The organism is Caulobacter sp. GW821-FHT09B08, assembly GCF_059418225.1.
The window spans coordinates 1-14,829 of record NZ_JBWKPL010000011.1; the positions used below are offsets into that span (position 1 = coordinate 1).

Below are 14,829 nucleotides of genomic sequence, written 5' to 3' on the forward strand. Positions count from 1 at the left end.
ACCAAGGTCAAGACCGTCACCGCCCGCTGGCCCGAAGGCGAGGTCGAGGATTCGGCCTTCGTCATTCCCACCATGAAGTAGGAGAGGCGGCGGCGATGCGTGGACCGGTTCTAGCCTTCGCCGCCGGCCTGATGGGGCTGATCCTGACCGCGACGTCGCCCGCCTTTGCCCAGACCCTGGACGCCGCCGAGATGGCGGCCGTCGGCCAGTACGGCGACAAGGCCGCGCCCCTGACGGTGTTCGAACGCGACGGCGTCCTGCGCCTGGACGGCCAGGGCCGCAAGGACGCGGCGCTGACGCCTCTGGGCCGTGGCCGCTACGGCGTCACGGGCGGCGGCGAATTGATGCTGGAACCGGTCGCCGTGCGCCTGGACGGAATGCGCCTGCCGCGCCACGACTTCGGGGCCGAGGTCGAGGCCAAGATCCGCGCGGCGGTGCGGGCCGATCCAGCCGCCCTGCGCGCCCGGGCCCTGGCCGCCACGCCGCCGGTCGAGACCGCCGAGCACAAGCCCGCCGACCTCGTCGACCTGACCACCCTGGACCCGGCCATCCGCCTGGACATCCGCTATGCCGGCCACGACAACTTCATGGGCCTGGCGCTCTACGAGCGCACGGCGGCCTATCTCCAGCGCCCCGCCGCCCAGGCCCTGGCCCGCGCCGCCAAGACCCTGGAGGCCCAGGGTTACGGCCTCCTGATCCACGACGCTTACCGCCCTTGGTTCGTGACCTGGATGTTCTGGGAGGCGACCCCGCCCGAGGACCACATGTTCGTCGCCGACCCCGCCAAGGGCTCGCGACACAATCGCGGCTGCGCGGTGGACCTGACCCTCTACGACCTGAAGACCGGCAAGCCCGTCGAGATGCCCAGCCGCTACGACGAGATGTCGGGCCGCTCCTATGCCGACTTCATCGGCGGCACGACGAAGCAGCGGGCGCTGCGGGCCATCCTGCGCGAGGCCATGGTCTCCCAGGGCTTCGAGGTCTATCCCGAGGAATGGTGGCACTTCGACTACGGCGATTGGCGCGCCTACGGCATCGGGACCAAGACCTTCACCGAGCTGGCGCGGTGAGGCCGATCAGCGCCAGGGCGTCGGTGGTGGCCGCGCCGAACTTGGTGTTGTCGAACACGCACCAGGTCTCCGCCCGGTGAGCCTCCTCCGCCAGCCGCGTCGCCAGATTGGCGATCGCCGCCGGCGGGTAGGCGCTTTCATAGATCACCGGCGAGCCATGCAGGCGACGATAGACCAGGCCCGGCCAACCGCCGGGCTTCGCCGCCTCCGGGACCACGGCCGGATCGGCGGCGACCCGAGCGATTTGGAAGGCGTCCAGCATGGCGTCGGCTTGCGGCGTGAACCAGGTCGCATGGCGCGGCTCCAGCACGCTGGCCGCCGATGTCGCCTGTCGCCATCCGGCCAGGAAGCGCTCCACCACGCCGGCGTCGAACCTCAGGCTGGGCGGCAGCTGGATCAGCAGCGGCCCCAGTTTCCCGCTCAGCCCGCCGCATTCGTGGAGGAACCGCGCCAACGGTTCGGCCACCTCGCTCAGCCGCCGCTCGTGGGTGATCGTCCGGGGAGCCTTCACCGCGAACCGGAAGCCCGCCGGCGTCGAGGCCGCCCAGCGCTCGTAGGTCTTGCGCTGATGCGGCCGGTAGAAGGACGAGTTGATCTCGACACAGTCGAACACCGCCGCGTAGCGCTCCAGGCCCGAACCCTCGGCGGGGAAGTCGGTCAGGGTGCGCGGAAAGCTCCAGCCGGCCGTGCCGATGCGGATGTCATGAGCCATGGAGCAGGAGCGCTCGAACGCTCCGGCGGTTCAGCTTCGAGGCCGCCACGCCAGGATGTCGGCGCTGCGCTCGACGCCCACCCGGCCGCAGGAGTCCTTCAGGGCGCAGGCCCCGCAGCGCGGCGCATGATGGCTGCACAGGAGCTGGCCCAGGCCCTTCATCAGCCAGTGCAGCTCGTACAGGTCCTCGGCCGTCCAGCTGTCGGGGACCAGGTCCATCAGGGCGCGATAGGCGTGGGCGGTGTCGTAGCTCGCCGGGATCAGGCCGTAGCGGGCGGCGACGCGGTGGACATGGGTGTCGACCACCAGGGCCCGCATGTTCAGCGGGCTGAAGTTCAGCACCGAGGCGGCGACCTTGACGCCGACGCCCGGCAGGCCCTGCAGCCACCAGCGGGCGCTGTCCAGCTCCAGCTCGGCCAGGTGGTCCAGCGACAGCGTCCAGCCGCTGCGCACCTGGATCAGCCGCAGGGCGTGGGGCAGATGGCGGGCCTTGTCCTCGGGGAAGGTGACTTCCTTGATCAGTTCCAGCACCTCGGCGTCCGGCGTTTCGGCCAGTTCTTCCCAGGTGGCGAAGCGTTCCTTCAGGCGGTGGTAGACGGCCCAGGACACCGCGTCCTTGGTCCGCCCGCTGATCGCCGACTTCACCAGTTGCGACACCGGGTCCAGCCGCTTGGTCGGCCGTTGGGGGCCAAACGTCTTGAGCAGGCCGTCGCGCAGGGCTTCCAGCGGCGAGGTCGAAAGATCGAGGGAGAGCTGCATGGCGATTCTCGCTGCGAACAGAACGAGAACATAGTGAACGCGAAGGGGCTTGTCGAGTTATCCCCAGCTTGTTTCGAAACGATGGTTTCCGGTCAGCGCCGGGCGCGGCCCCACAGCGCCGTGACCCGACGGCGCAAGCGGTCGAAGGCCACGCGCATCGGCGTCGGGGCTGGAGCGGGGGCGGGGCGCTCCTCGGCGGGCAGCTCGACGCGGGCGAAGCGGGCGATCAGGTCGCGCAGCTCCGGCTCCTGCACGGCCAGGGCCGCCTCGACCGGGCTCATCCATTGCAGGGTGCGCTGGCCCTTCTCGGGCCAGGTGGCGTGCTCGCCGGTGACTTCCAGCGGATAGACGTCGACCACCACGGGCTTGGCCGCGCCGCTCTTGAGCCGCTTGAGATAGGGGTATTCGCCGATGGGCGTGTCGACGATGCGGCCGTCGAGGCCGGCCTCCTCATAGGCTTCCTGGGCGGCGGCCTGATGGTCCAGCTTGCCTTTCATCTGCCAGCCCTTGGGGATCACCCAGCGGCGGGTCTCGCGCGACGAGACCAGCAGGATTTCCAGGACGCGATCAGGACCGGCCGAGCGCCAGGGCAGGGCGGCGACCTGGCGTCGCCGCTCGTTGGACTTTCGTCCCCCCTGCTTGCCCTCCGACTTGTCGGTCACTTCATCCAGAACCCGAGATAGTAGAACGCCGCCCCGACCAGACCGGCCGCGGGCAGGGTGACGATCCAGGCGGTCACGATGCTCTTGGCCACGCCCCAACGGACGGCCGAAACCCGGCGCGAGGCGCCGACGCCGACAATAGCGCCCGTGATCGTGTGAGTCGTCGAGACCGGAATGCCCAGATGGGTGAAGAAGAACAAAGTGATCGCCCCGCCCGTCTCCGCGCAGAAGCCCTGCATCGGGGTGAGGCGGGTGATCTTGCTGCCCATGGTGTGAACGATGCGCCAGCCGCCGAACAGCGTGCCCAGCGCCATGGCCGTCTGGCACGAGATCACCACCCAGAAGGGGATGTGGCCGGGTTGGCCGCTCAGGCCATGGGCGAACAGCAGGGCGGCGATGATGCCCATGGTCTTCTGGGCGTCGTTGCCGCCGTGGCCCAGCGAATAGGCGGCGGCCGAGACGAACTGCAGCTTGCGGAAGATCCGGTCGGCGAAGAACGGCGAGGACTTCAGGAAGGTCCACGAGACGATCAGCACCAGCAGCAGGGCCAGCAGGAAACCCAGGGTGGGCGAGACCACGATGGCCGCGGCCGTCTTGCCCAGGCCCGTCCACTGCACCGCGCCGAAGCCGCCGACCTTGGCGGCGCTGGCGCCGACCAGGCCGCCGATCAGGGCGTGCGAGCTGGACGAGGGGATGCCCGCCCACCAGGTGATCACGTTCCAGCTGATGGCCCCCATCAGGGCGCCGAAGATCAGGCGGTCGGTGATGACGTGCGGGTCGATGATCCCCGCGCCCACCATCTTGGCCACGCTGGTGCCGAAGAAGATGAAGGCGATGAAGTTGAAGAACGCCGCCCACAGCACCGCCCACTTGGCCGACAGCACCCGCGTGGAGACGATGGTGGCGATCGAGTTGGCCGCGTCGTGCAGGCCGTTCAGGAAGTCGAACGCCAGGGCGACGACGACCAGAAAGCCCAGGATGAGAAGCGTCGGGTCCACTAGACCTGCTCGACCACGATGCCGCTGATGCGGTTGGCGACGTCCTCGAAGCGGTCGACCACCTTTTCCAGGTGGCTGTAGATGTCGACGCCGACGATGAAGGTCATCGGGTCGCCATCGCGGTTGGCCAGGAACAGCGCCTTGCGGCCCTGGTCGTACATCTGGTCGGCCTGTTCCTCGATCTGGGTCACCTTGACGGCCAGCTCGGTCAGGCGGTGGGCGTTCTTGCGCATGTCGGGCAGCAGGGCCACGGCCTGCACCGTCAGCTCGGCGGCCTGGACGATGATCGCGGCCATCTCGCGCATCTGCGGCTCGAAGGTCTTGACCTCGAACAGGCTGACCACCTTGGCGGTCTTGCGCATCTGGTCGATGGCGTCGTCCAGCGAGGTGGTCAGGTCCTGGATGTCGCTGCGGTCGAACGGGGTGATGAAGCTGCGGCGCACGGCGCCCATCACCTGGCGGGTGATCTCGTCGGCCTCTTCCTCGTGCTGGTAGACGCGGGCGCTGGCGGCCTCGACGCCGTCGCCGCCTTCCATCAGGTCTTGCAGCGCCTTGGCGCCGGCCACCAGGGTGGCGGCATGCTGCGCGAACAGCTCGAAGAAGCGGTCTTCCTTGGGCATGACGGCCCGGAACAAGCCCAGCATGGTCGCTTCATCCTCTGTTCGAAGCGGTGGAGATCCCGCGCGCCCTCCGTATACGGAGACAACGCCGGCGAGGGCGGACCGGAACCATGGAAGCCGTCCGGCTTCAAGTCTTATGTGACAGTTTTATAACGACGCAGGGCCTCTGGCCGGGTCCTCCCGGGTTTGGCACTCTATCGCCAAGGCGATGCGCGGGGTGGTGCGATGGCGGTCAGGCTGACGGTGAACGGGCAGGTCCACACGGTGGACGTCGAGACCGACACGCCTCTGCTCTGGGTGCTGCGCGACGTGCTGGGCCTGGTCGGGACCAAGTACGGCTGCGGCGTGGCCCAGTGCGGGGCCTGCACCGTGCATCTGGACGGCGTGCCGGTGCGCTCGTGCGTCACCTCCCTGGCCCGCGTGGGCGCCAAGGCCGTGACCACGATCGAGGGGATCGCCGCCAATCCGGTCGGGGCCAAGGTGCAGGAAGCCTGGACGGCCATCGATGTGCCGCAGTGCGGCTACTGTCAGGCGGGTCAGATCATGTCGGCCACGGCGCTGCTGACCGCCGAGCCCAAGCCGTCGGACGACGAGATCGACGCGGCCATGAACGGCAACCTCTGCCGCTGCGCGACCTACATCCGCATCCGCAAGGCCATCAAGGCCGCCTCCGGCCAACTGGGGGCGTCGGCATGAACGCGATCCTGCCCATCGCGCCGTCGCGACGGCTGTTTCTCAAGACCGGCGCGGCGGCCGGCGGGGGCCTGCTGCTGTCGTTCGAGCTGCCGGGCCAAGGCCGCGCCCAGACGGCCGGCGTGCTCAGCGCCTATGTCCGCATCGCGCCGGACGGGACGGTGACCATCGCCGCCAAGGTTCCGGAGGTGGGGCAGGGGATCAAGACCGCGCTGCCGATGATCATCGCCGAGGAGCTGGACGTCGACTGGACGTCGGTGCGGATCGAGCAGGCCATCGCCGACAGCAAGACCTACGGCCGCCAGGTGGCCGGCGGCAGCCAGGCGATGAACCTGGAATGGGAGCCGATGCGCCGGGTGGGGGCGACCGGGCGGGCGATGCTGATCGCCGCCGCCGCCGCCCGCTGGAACCTTCCGTCCACGGATCTGGAGACCGAGCCGGGCTTCGTGGTCCACAAGGCCTCCAACCGCCGGCTGGCCTATGGCGAGCTGGCCGGAGCGGCGGCCGCCCTGACCGCGCCCGATCCGGCGAGCCTGACGCTGAAGGATCCCAAGGCCTTCCGGATCATCGGCAAGCCCCTGACGTCCTACGACACCCCGGCTATCGTCTCGGGCCAGCCGCTGTTCGGCATCGACATGCGCCTGCCGGGGATGCTGTACGCCACCTTCCTGAAGGCGCCGGTGTTCACAGCCAAGGTGGCCCAGGTCGACCTCGCGCCGGCCAAGGCGGTCAAGGGCGTGCGCGACGCCTTCGTGGTCGAGGGCGGGACAGCCTTCAACGGCCTGGTTTCGGGCGTGGCGGTGGTGGGCGACACCTGGTGGGCGGCGCGCAAGGGGCGCAACGCCCTGGAGGTCACCTGGGCCGAGCACCCGACCAGCGGCCAGGGCAGCGAGGGCTTCGCGGCCAAGGCCGCCGAACTGGCCAAGCAGCCGCCGCATCGCAACCTGCGCACCGACGGCGACGTGGCCGGGGCGCTGAAGGGCGCGGCCAAGGTGGTCAGGGCGTCCTACGCCTATCCGTTCATCGCCCACGCCCCGCTGGAGCCGCAGAACTGCACGGCCTCCTTCAAGGACGGCAAGGTCGAGATCTGGGCGCCGACCCAGAACCCCGAAGGCGGCCGGGGGCTGGTCGCCGCCGCCCTGGGCATTCCCGCCGAGGCCGTGACCATCCATCTGGTGCGCTGCGGCGGCGGTTTCGGCCGCCGGCTGATGAACGACTACATGGTCGAGGCCGCCTGGATCTCGAAGACCGTGGGCGCGCCGGTCAAGCTGCTGTGGACCCGCGAAGACGACATGCAGCACGACTTCTATCGGCCGGCGGGCTTCCACAACTTCACCGCCGGGCTGGACGCCAAGGGTGACCTGGTGGCCTGGCGCGACCACTTCGTGACCTTCGGCCAGGGCGAGACCTTCGCCGGCAGTTCGGGGATGAACGCCACCCAGTTCCCGTGCCGCGCCGTGGCCAACTATGCGCTCGACGTCTCGGTCATGCCGCTGGGCGTGCCCACCGGCCCGCTGCGGGCGCCGGGCAACAACGCCTTCGGCTTCGTGATCCAGGGCTTCATCGACGAGTTGGCGCAGGCCGGCGGACAGGATCCGGTGGCGTTCCGCCGCCGTCTGCTGGGCGAGCCGCGCCTGCTGGGCGAACCGGGCCAGGGCGACAGCTTCGACACCGGCCGGATGCGCGGGGTGCTCGACCTCGTGGCCGAGAAGTCCGGCTGGGGCCGCAAGACGCCCAAGGGCGTGGGGCTGGGTGTGGCCTGCCACTACAGCCACCTGGGCTATGTGGCGGTGGTCATGGAGGTCGAGGTCGCGCGGGGTAAGGTCAAGGTCCGCAAGGCCTGGGCGGCGGTCGATGTCGGCCGCCAGATCGTCAATCCCAACGGCGCCGAGCAGCAGGTCCAGGGCTCGATCCTGGACGCCATTGGCAGCACCATGGGCCAGGCGATCACCATCGAGAACGGCGCGGCGGTGCAGAGCAATTTCGGCGACTTTCCGCTGCTGCGCTTCGCCGACGCGCCCGATGTCGAGGTGCATTTCCGCATCACCGACAACAAGCCCACGGGCCTGGGCGAGCCGGCCCTGCCGCCGGCGCCGGCGGCCCTGGTCAACGCGATCTTCGCCGCCACCGGCAAGCGCATCCGAACCCTGCCGGTGGGCGATCAATTGGCCTAAGCTGAGCAAGCGCGGCAAAGCGTCCCAGCGACGATCTTCAGGCTCGGTTCACCACGTCCGGCGGGGTGAATTTAACCTTGTCGGACCATGGTGGTTTCCGAACGGGGACCAGCGTCATGGGACAGCACGTCGAAACCTTGGTGATCGGGGCCGGGCCGGCCGGTCTGAGCGCCGCCTACGCCCTGGCCAAGGCCGGCCGCGAGGTCGCCGTGCTGGAGACGGATCCCGACCAGGTCGGCGGCTCCAGCCGCACCATCGATCACAACGGCTTCAAGATCGAGACGAACGGCGGCGCCTATGTCTCGACCTCGTCCCAGGTGCTGGACCTGTGGGCCGAGCTGGCGCCCGACGGCTTCGTCGACCAGCCGAGCGCGGCGCGCATCTATCACCGCGACCGCTTCTACGCCTATCCGCTGAAGTCTCTGGAGACCTTCGCGCATCTGGGTCTGCGCGGCGGCGCCGCGGCCTTGGTCTCGCGAGGCCTGGCCAAGCTGGCGCCGATCAAGTCGCCCCGCACCTTCGCCGACGAGATCCGCAACCGCTTCGGCGCCCAGCTGTCGGCGCGGCTGTTCAAGCCGTTCGTCGAGAAGGTGTCGGGCCTGATCAGCGACCAGACCCCGGCCGGACGCGGCGCGGCCAGGCCGTCGGCCAGCCTGCGCTATCCGCGCCAAGGCGCCGGCGCCCTGTGGCGGACCTGCGCCGACCGCATCGTCGCCCTGGGCGGCGAGGTCAGCCTGGGTCGTCGCGTGGAAACCCTGAAGTTCGACGCCGCCGCCAAGCTGTGGACGGTGACGGTGCTGCGCGCCGACGGCGCCCACGAGGTCCGCACCGCCGACCACGTGGTCTCGACCGCGCCGCTGCGCGATCTGGTCGGCATGCTCAAGCCCACTCCGATCAGCCTGTTTCACGCCGGCGAGCTGATGTATCGCGACCAGATCACGGTCGCCCTGGTCGGCCAGGCCCGCAAGCCGCTGCGCGAGGCCAGCATCGATGTCCACGACACTGACCTGCAGGTCGGCCGCGTGCAGAACTACCGCGCCCGCTCTTCGGCCCTGGCGCCCGAGGGCGCCGACTGCCTGGGGCTGGAATATTTCTGCTTCGAGGGCGACGGCCTGTGGTCGGCCAGCGACGCCGACCTGGTGGCCCTGGCCTGGCGCGAGGCCGCCGTCATGGGGCTGATGGACCCCACCGCCCTGCGCGACGCCCGGGTCGTTCGCCAGCGCAAGGTGCTGCCGATCATCGACGAGGACTGCGCCGAGCACTTGGCGATGATCCGCTTGGACCTGAAGATGCAGTTCCCGAGCCTGCACCTGGCCGGCCGCAACGGCCTGCACCGCGACGGCGAGCGCGACCACGCTCCGCTCAGCGGCCTGCTGACCGCCGAGAACATCTTGGCCGGCGAAGCCGCCCACGACGTCTGGGGCGTCCAGGCGACCCGCAAGGCGGCTTAAGCCGCCAGACGTCCGCGTCGCGAGGCCTCGGCCGACGGACTGGCCGCGCGAAGGGCCCGCGGCTCCTTCAGCGACCGCGCCGTCCGGCACAGCAGGTGCGTGAAAGCGTCCGCCAGACCGATGACGGCGATCACCGTCACCAGGCTCGACATCAGCAGTATGGCGATCGTCGGCGTCATGGGCTTCCCATCCGCGAGGATTTGTCCGAGTTTTCGGCTTAACCGTCGAATCGTGCGACCGGTTCCCCCGTAACGGAAATGGGCGGACCCGGAGCGGCGGGCGTGGGCGGTTTTCGCCTCCGAGCTTGACAACGTTGTCACCGTTGGGGTGGATGTCGCGTCCCGCAACGTCGGACAGGGGAGTAACGAACATGGCAGGTATGGGTGCGGCGCAGGCTCCGAATTCCGGAGCGGCGTCCAAGTCGGGGCAGGGTCTGGCCTTGGCCGTCGTCTACGTCACGGCGCTGTTTTTCATCTGGGCTCTGGTCACCAACCTCCTGGATCCGCTGCTGAAGACCATGAAGACGGTCTTCACGCTGACGCCGGTGGAAGCCAACCTGACGGGCTTCGCCTTCTTCATCGCCTATTTCGTGATGTCGATGCCCTCGGCGGCGTTCCTCTCGAAATTCGGCTACGCCAAGTCGGTGATGGTCGGCCTGGGCGGCATCGTCGCCGGCTGTTTCATCGCCATCGCCGCGGCCAAGCTGCACACCTTCGCCCTGGTGCTGACCGCCCTGTTCGTGATGGCCTCGGGCATTACCCTGCTGCAGGTCGCCGCCAACCCGCTGATCGCCTCGATGGGTAAGCCCGAGGACAGCTCGTTCCGGTTGAACCTGTCCCAGGCCTTCAACTCGCTGGGCGCGGCCTGCGGCCTGTGGTTCGGCGCCAACTTCCTGCTCAAGGGCGACATCTTCAAGAAGGACGTCGTGGTCACCGACGCCCTGCGCGAACAGGCCCTGGGCTTCGTCTCCAACGTCTATCTGGCCATCGGGATCGGCCTGGCCCTGTTCATCCTGGCCATCTTCCTGGTGCGCAAGAAGATCACCGCCGCCTCGCCGGCGACGGGCGCCCTGGTCAACCCGTTCTCGGCCCTGGCCTCCAAGTGGGCCAATCTCGGCGCCATCGGCATCTTCCTCTATGTCGGCGCCGAGGTGGCGATCTCGCTGAACCTGCTGCTGTTCATCGAGCAGACCCACATCCTGAACATCCCCGCCGAGCAGGCCGGCAAGCTGACCACCTTCTACATGGTGTTCGCCATGATCGGCCGTTTCGCCGGTTCGGCCCTGCTGAAGGCGGTGAAGGACTACTTCCTGCTGACCGGCGTGGCGGTGGGCGCGATCATCCTGTGCCTGGTGGTGATCTTCACCAAGGACATGACCCCCACGGCCCACACCGGCACGCTGAACCTGATCCTGGCCCAGGCCCCGCTGACCAGCGGCCTGATCCCGGCCTTCGCGGCGCTGCTGATCGGCCTGTTCAACTCGATCATGTTCCCGACCATCTTCACCCTGACCCTGCAGCGCTCGTCGGCCCCGGCCTCGGCGACGTCGGGCCTGCTGTGCCTGGCCATCGCCGGCGGCGCGATCCTGCCGCTGATCTTCGCCACGATCGAGCAGGCGACCGGCTCCAAGTCGCTGGGCTTCATCGCCCCGCTGGTCTGCTACCTCTACGTCCTGTGGTTCTCGTTCTCGGCCCGCAAGGCTCCGGTGCACGAGATCCAGGAAGGCGCGGTGGCCGGCGGCCACTAGACCCGATCCTTCCGAAAAACGGGAAAGGCCCGGGCGTTCGCGCCCGGGCCTTTTTCATGTCCGCTCTTCAGGTGAGATCGACTCGCGAATACTGTTTGTCGGGAATCCGACTTATTCTGGAGTACTTGAGAAGGGAGTCGAGTTGTGAGGAACGCTCCTCGAACTGAAGTGTTTGTGATCCGCCGACTTCGGCGACCAAGCATTCAGGGAGAGACACCATGGCGACCTCCGCCAAGAGCCCGTCCAAGGCCCCGTCTAAAGCAAAGTCCGCCAAGCCTCGTCGCACGCGCCGCACCGGCCGCCGCGACCCGCTGGCCATCAGCTTGCTCAAGAAGGACCATCGCGAGGTCGAGGGCCTGTTCGACGAGTACGAACAGCTGGAGGGCGACGCCGACAAGCTGGCGCTGTTCAACAAGATCGCCCTGGCCCTGAAGGTCCACACCCAGATCGAGGAGGAGATCCTCTATCCGGAGGAACGCGGCGAGGTCGAGGACGACCTGCTGGACGAGGCCTATGTCGAGCACGACGGGGCCAAGAAGCTGATCGCCGAGATCGAGGCGATGCGGCCGGGCGACGAATATTACGACGCCAAGGTCAAGGTGCTGGGCGAGTACATCAAGCACCACGTCAAGGAAGAGGAACAGCCGGGCGGCATTTTCGCCCAGGCCAAGAAGGGCGACGAGGACCTCGACGCCATGGGCGAGCGCCTGAAGATCCGCAAGGACGAACTGATGGCCGAACTGGGCGGCGCGCAGCCGAACTGACTGAAACTGGCGGGAGGCGCCGAGCCTCCCCCTTTTCCGGAGGATCCATGGCGGAGGCGCTAGATCCGATCCTGCCGTCGGACGTCGACGACCTGGCCCGGGCGGTCCTGGAGATCGCCTGCGCGCGCGAGATGAGCCTGGCCACGGCGGAGAGCTGCACCGGCGGCCTGCTGGCCTCGCTGCTGACCGATATACCCGGCTGCTCGCACATCTTCGACCGGGCCTTCGTGGCCTATACCGACCAGGCCAAGATCGACATGCTGGGCGTGCCGCCGGCGTTCCTGGCGAACGGCGGGGCGGTGTCGCAGCCGACCGCGATCGCCATGGCCGACGGCGCCATCCAGCGTTCGGCAGCGGACGTGGCGGTGGCGATCACGGGCTGGACCGAAGAGGTCGGCGACCCGACCCGGCCCGGCGGCCTCGTCCATTTCGCCTGCGCCCGGCGCGGCGGCTACACCCATCATCGCCAAGTGCGGTTCAACGATATCGGCCGTGGCCCGCTGCGCATCGAATGCCTGCGCGTGGCGCTGAAGATGTTCCACCAGGCCCTCAAGCTCTGACCAAGAAAAAGCGCCTCCGGCTGGGCCGAAGGCGCTGTTTCGTACGGCCTGTGGCCGAGCGTCAGAGCGCTCGGCGACCGGTGAAGGCGTGGTAGATCGCCAGCACCACCACGGCGCCGATCACGGCAACCAGAAGGCTGTAGAGGTTCAGTCCCGAGACGCCCGCGGCGCCGAACTGGTTGAACAGGAAGCCGCCGACCACGGCGCCGACGATCCCGAGCACCAGGTCCACCACCAGGCTGCCGCCGCTGCGGCTGACGAGTTTGCTGGCGATGAAGCCAGCCACGAGGCCGAGCACGACCCACGCAAGAATAGACATGTACGCCTCCTTGGCATCAAAAGGCGTGCAAGCCGCGCGCCGATGCCAATAAAGGCCGTCGCCAAGACTTTCGTTCCGACACGCTTGCGTGTTCGTCGAAGTCCCGCGCGCCAAGACTTTCAAGGGTCTGAAGCGTTGCTTTCGGGCGAGCCTAGCGCGGCTTTCCGATGCGCGCCTGGACGGCGTCCACCAGCTTCTGGGCCGGGCCGCGACCCAGCAGGATGAAGACGCCCGAGCCGATGACGGCGCCGATGAGGAAGGACAGGCTCATGGGGAATCCCGGATACTGAAAGCTGAGGGGGCGAGCCTCTTCTTACGGCCTCCGGGAGGGCGTTGACCATGTGACACGCCGACGCCGGGCACGGTCTTTTCGCGTCCGGCCGTTTCGCGCGCAGCGGGAGGTGGTCGGTGGCGCCGGTCAGGGCGCCTTGGCCGCGGGCGGCGGCGGGGCGGTGGTCGAGGCCACGCGCCAGACGACGTTGCCGACATCGTCGGCCACCAGCAGGGCGCCGGACTTGTCGACCGTCACGCCCACCGGCCGACCCAGGGCCTGGCCCTTGGGATCGAGGAAGCCGGTCAGGAACGGCTCGGCCGGACCGGACGGCATGCCATTGGCGAAGGGCACGAAGGCCACGCGGTAGCCGTTGACGGGCTTCCTGTTCCACGACCCGTGCTGACCCACGAAGGCTCCGCCCCGGTAGCGGGCAGGGAAGGCGGCGGCGTCGTAGAAGGTCAGGCCCAGCGAAGCGGTGTGGGCGCCCAGGGCGTAGTCGGGCTTGATGGCCTTGGCCACCAGGTCGGGGCGCTGGGGCTTCACCCGCGTGTCGATGGTCTGGCCGTAATAGCTGTAGGGCCAGCCGTAGAAGCCGCCGTCCTTGACCGAGGTCATGTAGTCGGGGACCAGGTCGTTGCCGATCTCGTCGCGTTCGTTGACGCTGGTCCACAGCGCGCCGCTCTGAGGCTGCCAGCCCATGCCGTTGGGATTGCGCAGGCCCGAGGCGAAGACGCGGCTGGCGCCGGTGGCCGGATCGATTTCCAGGATCGCCGCGCGCCGCTCCTCGGCGGCCATGCCGTTCTCGCCGACATTGCTGTTGGAGCCGACGGTCACATAGAGCTTCGAGCCGTCCGGACTGGCGATGACGTTCTTGGTCCAGTGGTGGTTGATCGGCCCCGCCGGCAGGTCGGCGATCTTGCGCGGGGCGGCGGTGATCTTGGTCTGGCCCGTCTGGTAGGGGAAGGCCAGCAGGGCGTCGCTGTCGGCCACGTAGAGGGTGTCGCCGACCAGGGCCATGCCGAACGGCGAGTTCAGGCCCGACAGGAAGACGCTGCGCGCCTCCAGCGTCCCGTCGTTGTCGGCGTCGCGCACCAGGGTGATGCGGTTGGCCGAGGGAACGGTCGCGCCGGCCCGGCCCATGATGATCTTCTCGACGAAGCCCTTGAAGCCCTTGCTGTCGTCCGGCTTGGGCGGGGCGTTGGTCTCGGCGATCAGCACGTCGCCGTTGGGCAGGACGTAGAGCCAGCGCGGATGGTCCAGGCCCCGGACCAAGGCGGTGGCCACGAAGCCCGGCGCGGCGTCCGGCGTCTGGCCGTCGGCCCAGCCCACGGCGGGCGCGATCTTGATGACCGGCAGAGCCTGCTTCTTCGCGGCGGGCAGGGCGGGATCGGTTCCGTAGCCCTGTTCTGGCGGCAGGGCGGGCCCCGCGCCGCAGGCCGACAGCAGCAGGGCGGCGGGCCCGAGAAGCGTCAGGGCGTGATGGGCTTTGGGCATGGCGGGCGTCCGTCCCTCTGTCGTGTCGAGGCTTAACGCGAGACTGCCCCTTCAGGTCCGGCGACGCCAGGGTTCAGCGTGCGGGGGCGTGCTCGTCCAGCCAGCGGCGGAAGAAGCCGGGATCGGGCAGGCCGGCCTGGTTGGCGACGACCTTGCCGTCCTTGAACAGGAACAGGGCCGGAATGCCGCGCACGCCGTAGGTTTGGGCCAGGGCGGGTTCGGCGTCGACATCGATCTTCACGAAGCGGGCGCGGGGCTCCAGTTCGGCGGCCGCGCGGGCATAGATAGGGGCGATGGCCTTGCAGGGGCCGCACCAGGCCGCCCAGAAGTCGGCGACGACCGGGATCTGGCTGTTGGCGGCGTGCTTGCGGAAGCGCGGCGTGGTCAGGTCCACGGGCTGGCCCGTGAACAGGGGCTGGCCGCAGCGCCCGCACTTGGCCGCCTTGGCGTCGCGCTCGGCCGGCAGGCGGTTGGTGGCGTCGCAGTGCGGGCAGACGATGTTCACGGTTTCGGTCATGGCCTGATCTCAACG

17 protein-coding genes are annotated in these 14,829 nt (G+C 68.9%); 8 read left to right on the forward strand and 9 right to left on the reverse strand.

Annotation, left to right across the window (positions count from 1 at the left end):
• Both AC07OA_RS23325 and AC07OA_RS23330 read left to right on the forward strand, forming a co-directional pair.
• Window positions 1-81: hypothetical protein (locus AC07OA_RS23325; RefSeq protein ID WP_494666322.1), on the forward strand; the 81-nt coding region annotated here is incomplete at its 5' end.
• Window positions 82-95: 14 nt separating this feature from the next.
• Window positions 96-1,070 (forward strand): M15 family metallopeptidase, encoded by a 975-nt coding sequence (locus tag AC07OA_RS23330; RefSeq protein ID WP_494666220.1) that lies wholly within the window; start codon window positions 96-98, stop codon window positions 1,068-1,070.
• Here AC07OA_RS23330 and AC07OA_RS23335 read toward each other — a convergent pair.
• From AC07OA_RS23335 to AC07OA_RS23355, 5 genes are all read right to left on the reverse strand, one after another.
• Window positions 1,051-1,782, reverse strand: coding sequence for a DUF72 domain-containing protein (locus tag AC07OA_RS23335; protein ID WP_494666221.1), 732 nt, complete (start codon window positions 1,780-1,782; stop codon window positions 1,051-1,053). The genes AC07OA_RS23330 and AC07OA_RS23335 overlap by 20 nt on opposite strands.
• A 30-nt stretch (window positions 1,783-1,812) precedes the next feature.
• Complete coding sequence (locus tag AC07OA_RS23340; RefSeq protein ID WP_494666222.1) at window positions 1,813-2,541, reverse strand: endonuclease III domain-containing protein; 729 nt, start codon at window positions 2,539-2,541, stop codon at window positions 1,813-1,815.
• 92 nt (window positions 2,542-2,633) lie between these two features.
• On the reverse strand, window positions 2,634-3,203 hold the full coding sequence (locus AC07OA_RS23345; RefSeq protein WP_494666223.1) for an NUDIX hydrolase: 570 nt from the start codon (window positions 3,201-3,203) through the stop codon (window positions 2,634-2,636).
• Window positions 3,200-4,201 carry an inorganic phosphate transporter gene (locus tag AC07OA_RS23350; RefSeq protein WP_494666224.1) on the reverse strand — a complete coding sequence of 334 codons (1,002 nt, stop codon included), beginning with the start codon at window positions 4,199-4,201 and terminating at the stop codon, window positions 3,200-3,202. The genes AC07OA_RS23345 and AC07OA_RS23350 overlap by 4 nt, the downstream gene beginning before the upstream one ends.
• A complete protein-coding gene (locus AC07OA_RS23355; RefSeq protein WP_494666225.1) occupies window positions 4,201-4,845 on the reverse strand; it encodes a DUF47 domain-containing protein in 645 nt (214 codons plus the stop codon). Before AC07OA_RS23355 ends, AC07OA_RS23350 begins: the two co-directional genes overlap by 1 nt.
• A gap of 201 nt (window positions 4,846-5,046) precedes the next feature.
• On the opposite strand from AC07OA_RS23355, the gene AC07OA_RS23360 reads away from it, so the two are divergent.
• The 3 genes from AC07OA_RS23360 to AC07OA_RS23370 all read left to right on the forward strand — a co-directional run bounded on the left by AC07OA_RS23360 (window position 5,047) and on the right by AC07OA_RS23370 (window position 9,139).
• Entirely contained in the window at window positions 5,047-5,517 is a 471-nt protein-coding gene (locus AC07OA_RS23360) for a (2Fe-2S)-binding protein (RefSeq protein ID WP_494666226.1), read from the forward strand.
• Window positions 5,514-7,688, forward strand: a complete 2,175-nt coding sequence (locus AC07OA_RS23365; protein ID WP_494666227.1) for a xanthine dehydrogenase family protein molybdopterin-binding subunit — start codon at window positions 5,514-5,516, stop codon at window positions 7,686-7,688. The genes AC07OA_RS23360 and AC07OA_RS23365 overlap by 4 nt, the downstream gene beginning before the upstream one ends.
• 116 nt (window positions 7,689-7,804) lie before the next feature.
• Window positions 7,805-9,139: an FAD-dependent oxidoreductase gene (locus AC07OA_RS23370; protein ID WP_494666228.1), complete on the forward strand. Its 1,335-nt coding sequence runs from the start codon at window positions 7,805-7,807 to the stop codon at window positions 9,137-9,139.
• Here the strand turns inward: AC07OA_RS23370 and AC07OA_RS23375 are convergent.
• Entirely contained in the window at window positions 9,136-9,318 is a 183-nt protein-coding gene (locus tag AC07OA_RS23375; RefSeq protein ID WP_494666229.1) for a hypothetical protein, read from the reverse strand. The genes AC07OA_RS23370 and AC07OA_RS23375 overlap by 4 nt on opposite strands.
• A 200-nt stretch (window positions 9,319-9,518) precedes the next feature.
• Between AC07OA_RS23375 and AC07OA_RS23380 the strand changes: the two genes are divergently transcribed.
• The 3 genes from AC07OA_RS23380 to AC07OA_RS23390 all read left to right on the forward strand — a co-directional run bounded on the left by AC07OA_RS23380 (window position 9,519) and on the right by AC07OA_RS23390 (window position 12,210).
• Window positions 9,519-10,886, forward strand: coding sequence for a sugar MFS transporter (locus AC07OA_RS23380; protein ID WP_494666323.1), 1,368 nt, complete (start codon window positions 9,519-9,521; stop codon window positions 10,884-10,886).
• 218 nt (window positions 10,887-11,104) lie between these two features.
• Complete coding sequence (locus AC07OA_RS23385; RefSeq protein WP_494666230.1) at window positions 11,105-11,650, forward strand: hemerythrin domain-containing protein; 546 nt, start codon at window positions 11,105-11,107, stop codon at window positions 11,648-11,650.
• 47 nt (window positions 11,651-11,697) lie between these two features.
• On the forward strand, window positions 11,698-12,210 hold the full coding sequence (locus AC07OA_RS23390; protein WP_494666231.1) for a CinA family protein: 513 nt from the start codon (window positions 11,698-11,700) through the stop codon (window positions 12,208-12,210).
• Between the two features lie 61 nt (window positions 12,211-12,271).
• On the opposite strand, the gene AC07OA_RS23395 is transcribed toward AC07OA_RS23390, so the two are convergent.
• The 3 genes from AC07OA_RS23395 to trxC form a co-directional block, all read right to left on the reverse strand.
• On the reverse strand, window positions 12,272-12,529 hold the full coding sequence (locus AC07OA_RS23395) for a GlsB/YeaQ/YmgE family stress response membrane protein (RefSeq protein ID WP_494666232.1): 258 nt from the start codon (window positions 12,527-12,529) through the stop codon (window positions 12,272-12,274).
• Window positions 12,530-12,947: 418 nt separating this feature from the next.
• On the reverse strand, window positions 12,948-14,297 hold the full coding sequence (locus AC07OA_RS23400) for a PQQ-dependent sugar dehydrogenase (RefSeq protein WP_494666233.1): 1,350 nt from the start codon (window positions 14,295-14,297) through the stop codon (window positions 12,948-12,950).
• A 73-nt stretch (window positions 14,298-14,370) separates the two neighbouring features.
• The gene (trxC, locus tag AC07OA_RS23405; protein WP_494666234.1) at window positions 14,371-14,814 is read right to left on the reverse strand and encodes a thioredoxin TrxC; all 444 of its coding nucleotides are present in this window, start codon (window positions 14,812-14,814) and stop codon (window positions 14,371-14,373) included.
• Window positions 14,815-14,829 lie beyond the last annotated feature (15 nt).

Bases quoted from the DNA above. Each gene is read 5' to 3' on its own strand.
- AC07OA_RS23330 (WP_494666220.1), top strand. From the start codon at position 96: ATGCGTGGACCGGTTCTAGCCTTCGCCGCCGGCCTGATGGGGCTGATC.
- AC07OA_RS23335 (WP_494666221.1), bottom strand. From the start codon at position 1,782: ATGGCTCATGACATCCGCATCGGCACGGCCGGCTGGAGCTTTCCGCGC.
- AC07OA_RS23340 (WP_494666222.1), bottom strand. From the start codon at position 2,541: ATGCAGCTCTCCCTCGATCTTTCGACCTCGCCGCTGGAAGCCCTGCGC.
- AC07OA_RS23355 (WP_494666225.1), bottom strand. From the start codon at position 4,845: ATGCTGGGCTTGTTCCGGGCCGTCATGCCCAAGGAAGACCGCTTCTTC.
- AC07OA_RS23360 (WP_494666226.1), top strand. From the start codon at position 5,047: ATGGCGGTCAGGCTGACGGTGAACGGGCAGGTCCACACGGTGGACGTC.
- AC07OA_RS23365 (WP_494666227.1), top strand. From the start codon at position 5,514: ATGAACGCGATCCTGCCCATCGCGCCGTCGCGACGGCTGTTTCTCAAG.
- AC07OA_RS23370 (WP_494666228.1), top strand. From the start codon at position 7,805: ATGGGACAGCACGTCGAAACCTTGGTGATCGGGGCCGGGCCGGCCGGT.
- AC07OA_RS23375 (WP_494666229.1), bottom strand. From the start codon at position 9,318: ATGACGCCGACGATCGCCATACTGCTGATGTCGAGCCTGGTGACGGTG.
- AC07OA_RS23380 (WP_494666323.1), top strand. From the start codon at position 9,519: ATGGGTGCGGCGCAGGCTCCGAATTCCGGAGCGGCGTCCAAGTCGGGG.
- AC07OA_RS23385 (WP_494666230.1), top strand. From the start codon at position 11,105: ATGGCGACCTCCGCCAAGAGCCCGTCCAAGGCCCCGTCTAAAGCAAAG.
- AC07OA_RS23390 (WP_494666231.1), top strand. From the start codon at position 11,698: ATGGCGGAGGCGCTAGATCCGATCCTGCCGTCGGACGTCGACGACCTG.
- AC07OA_RS23395 (WP_494666232.1), bottom strand. From the start codon at position 12,529: ATGTCTATTCTTGCGTGGGTCGTGCTCGGCCTCGTGGCTGGCTTCATC.
- AC07OA_RS23400 (WP_494666233.1), bottom strand. From the start codon at position 14,297: ATGCCCAAAGCCCATCACGCCCTGACGCTTCTCGGGCCCGCCGCCCTG.
- trxC (WP_494666234.1), bottom strand. From the start codon at position 14,814: ATGACCGAAACCGTGAACATCGTCTGCCCGCACTGCGACGCCACCAAC.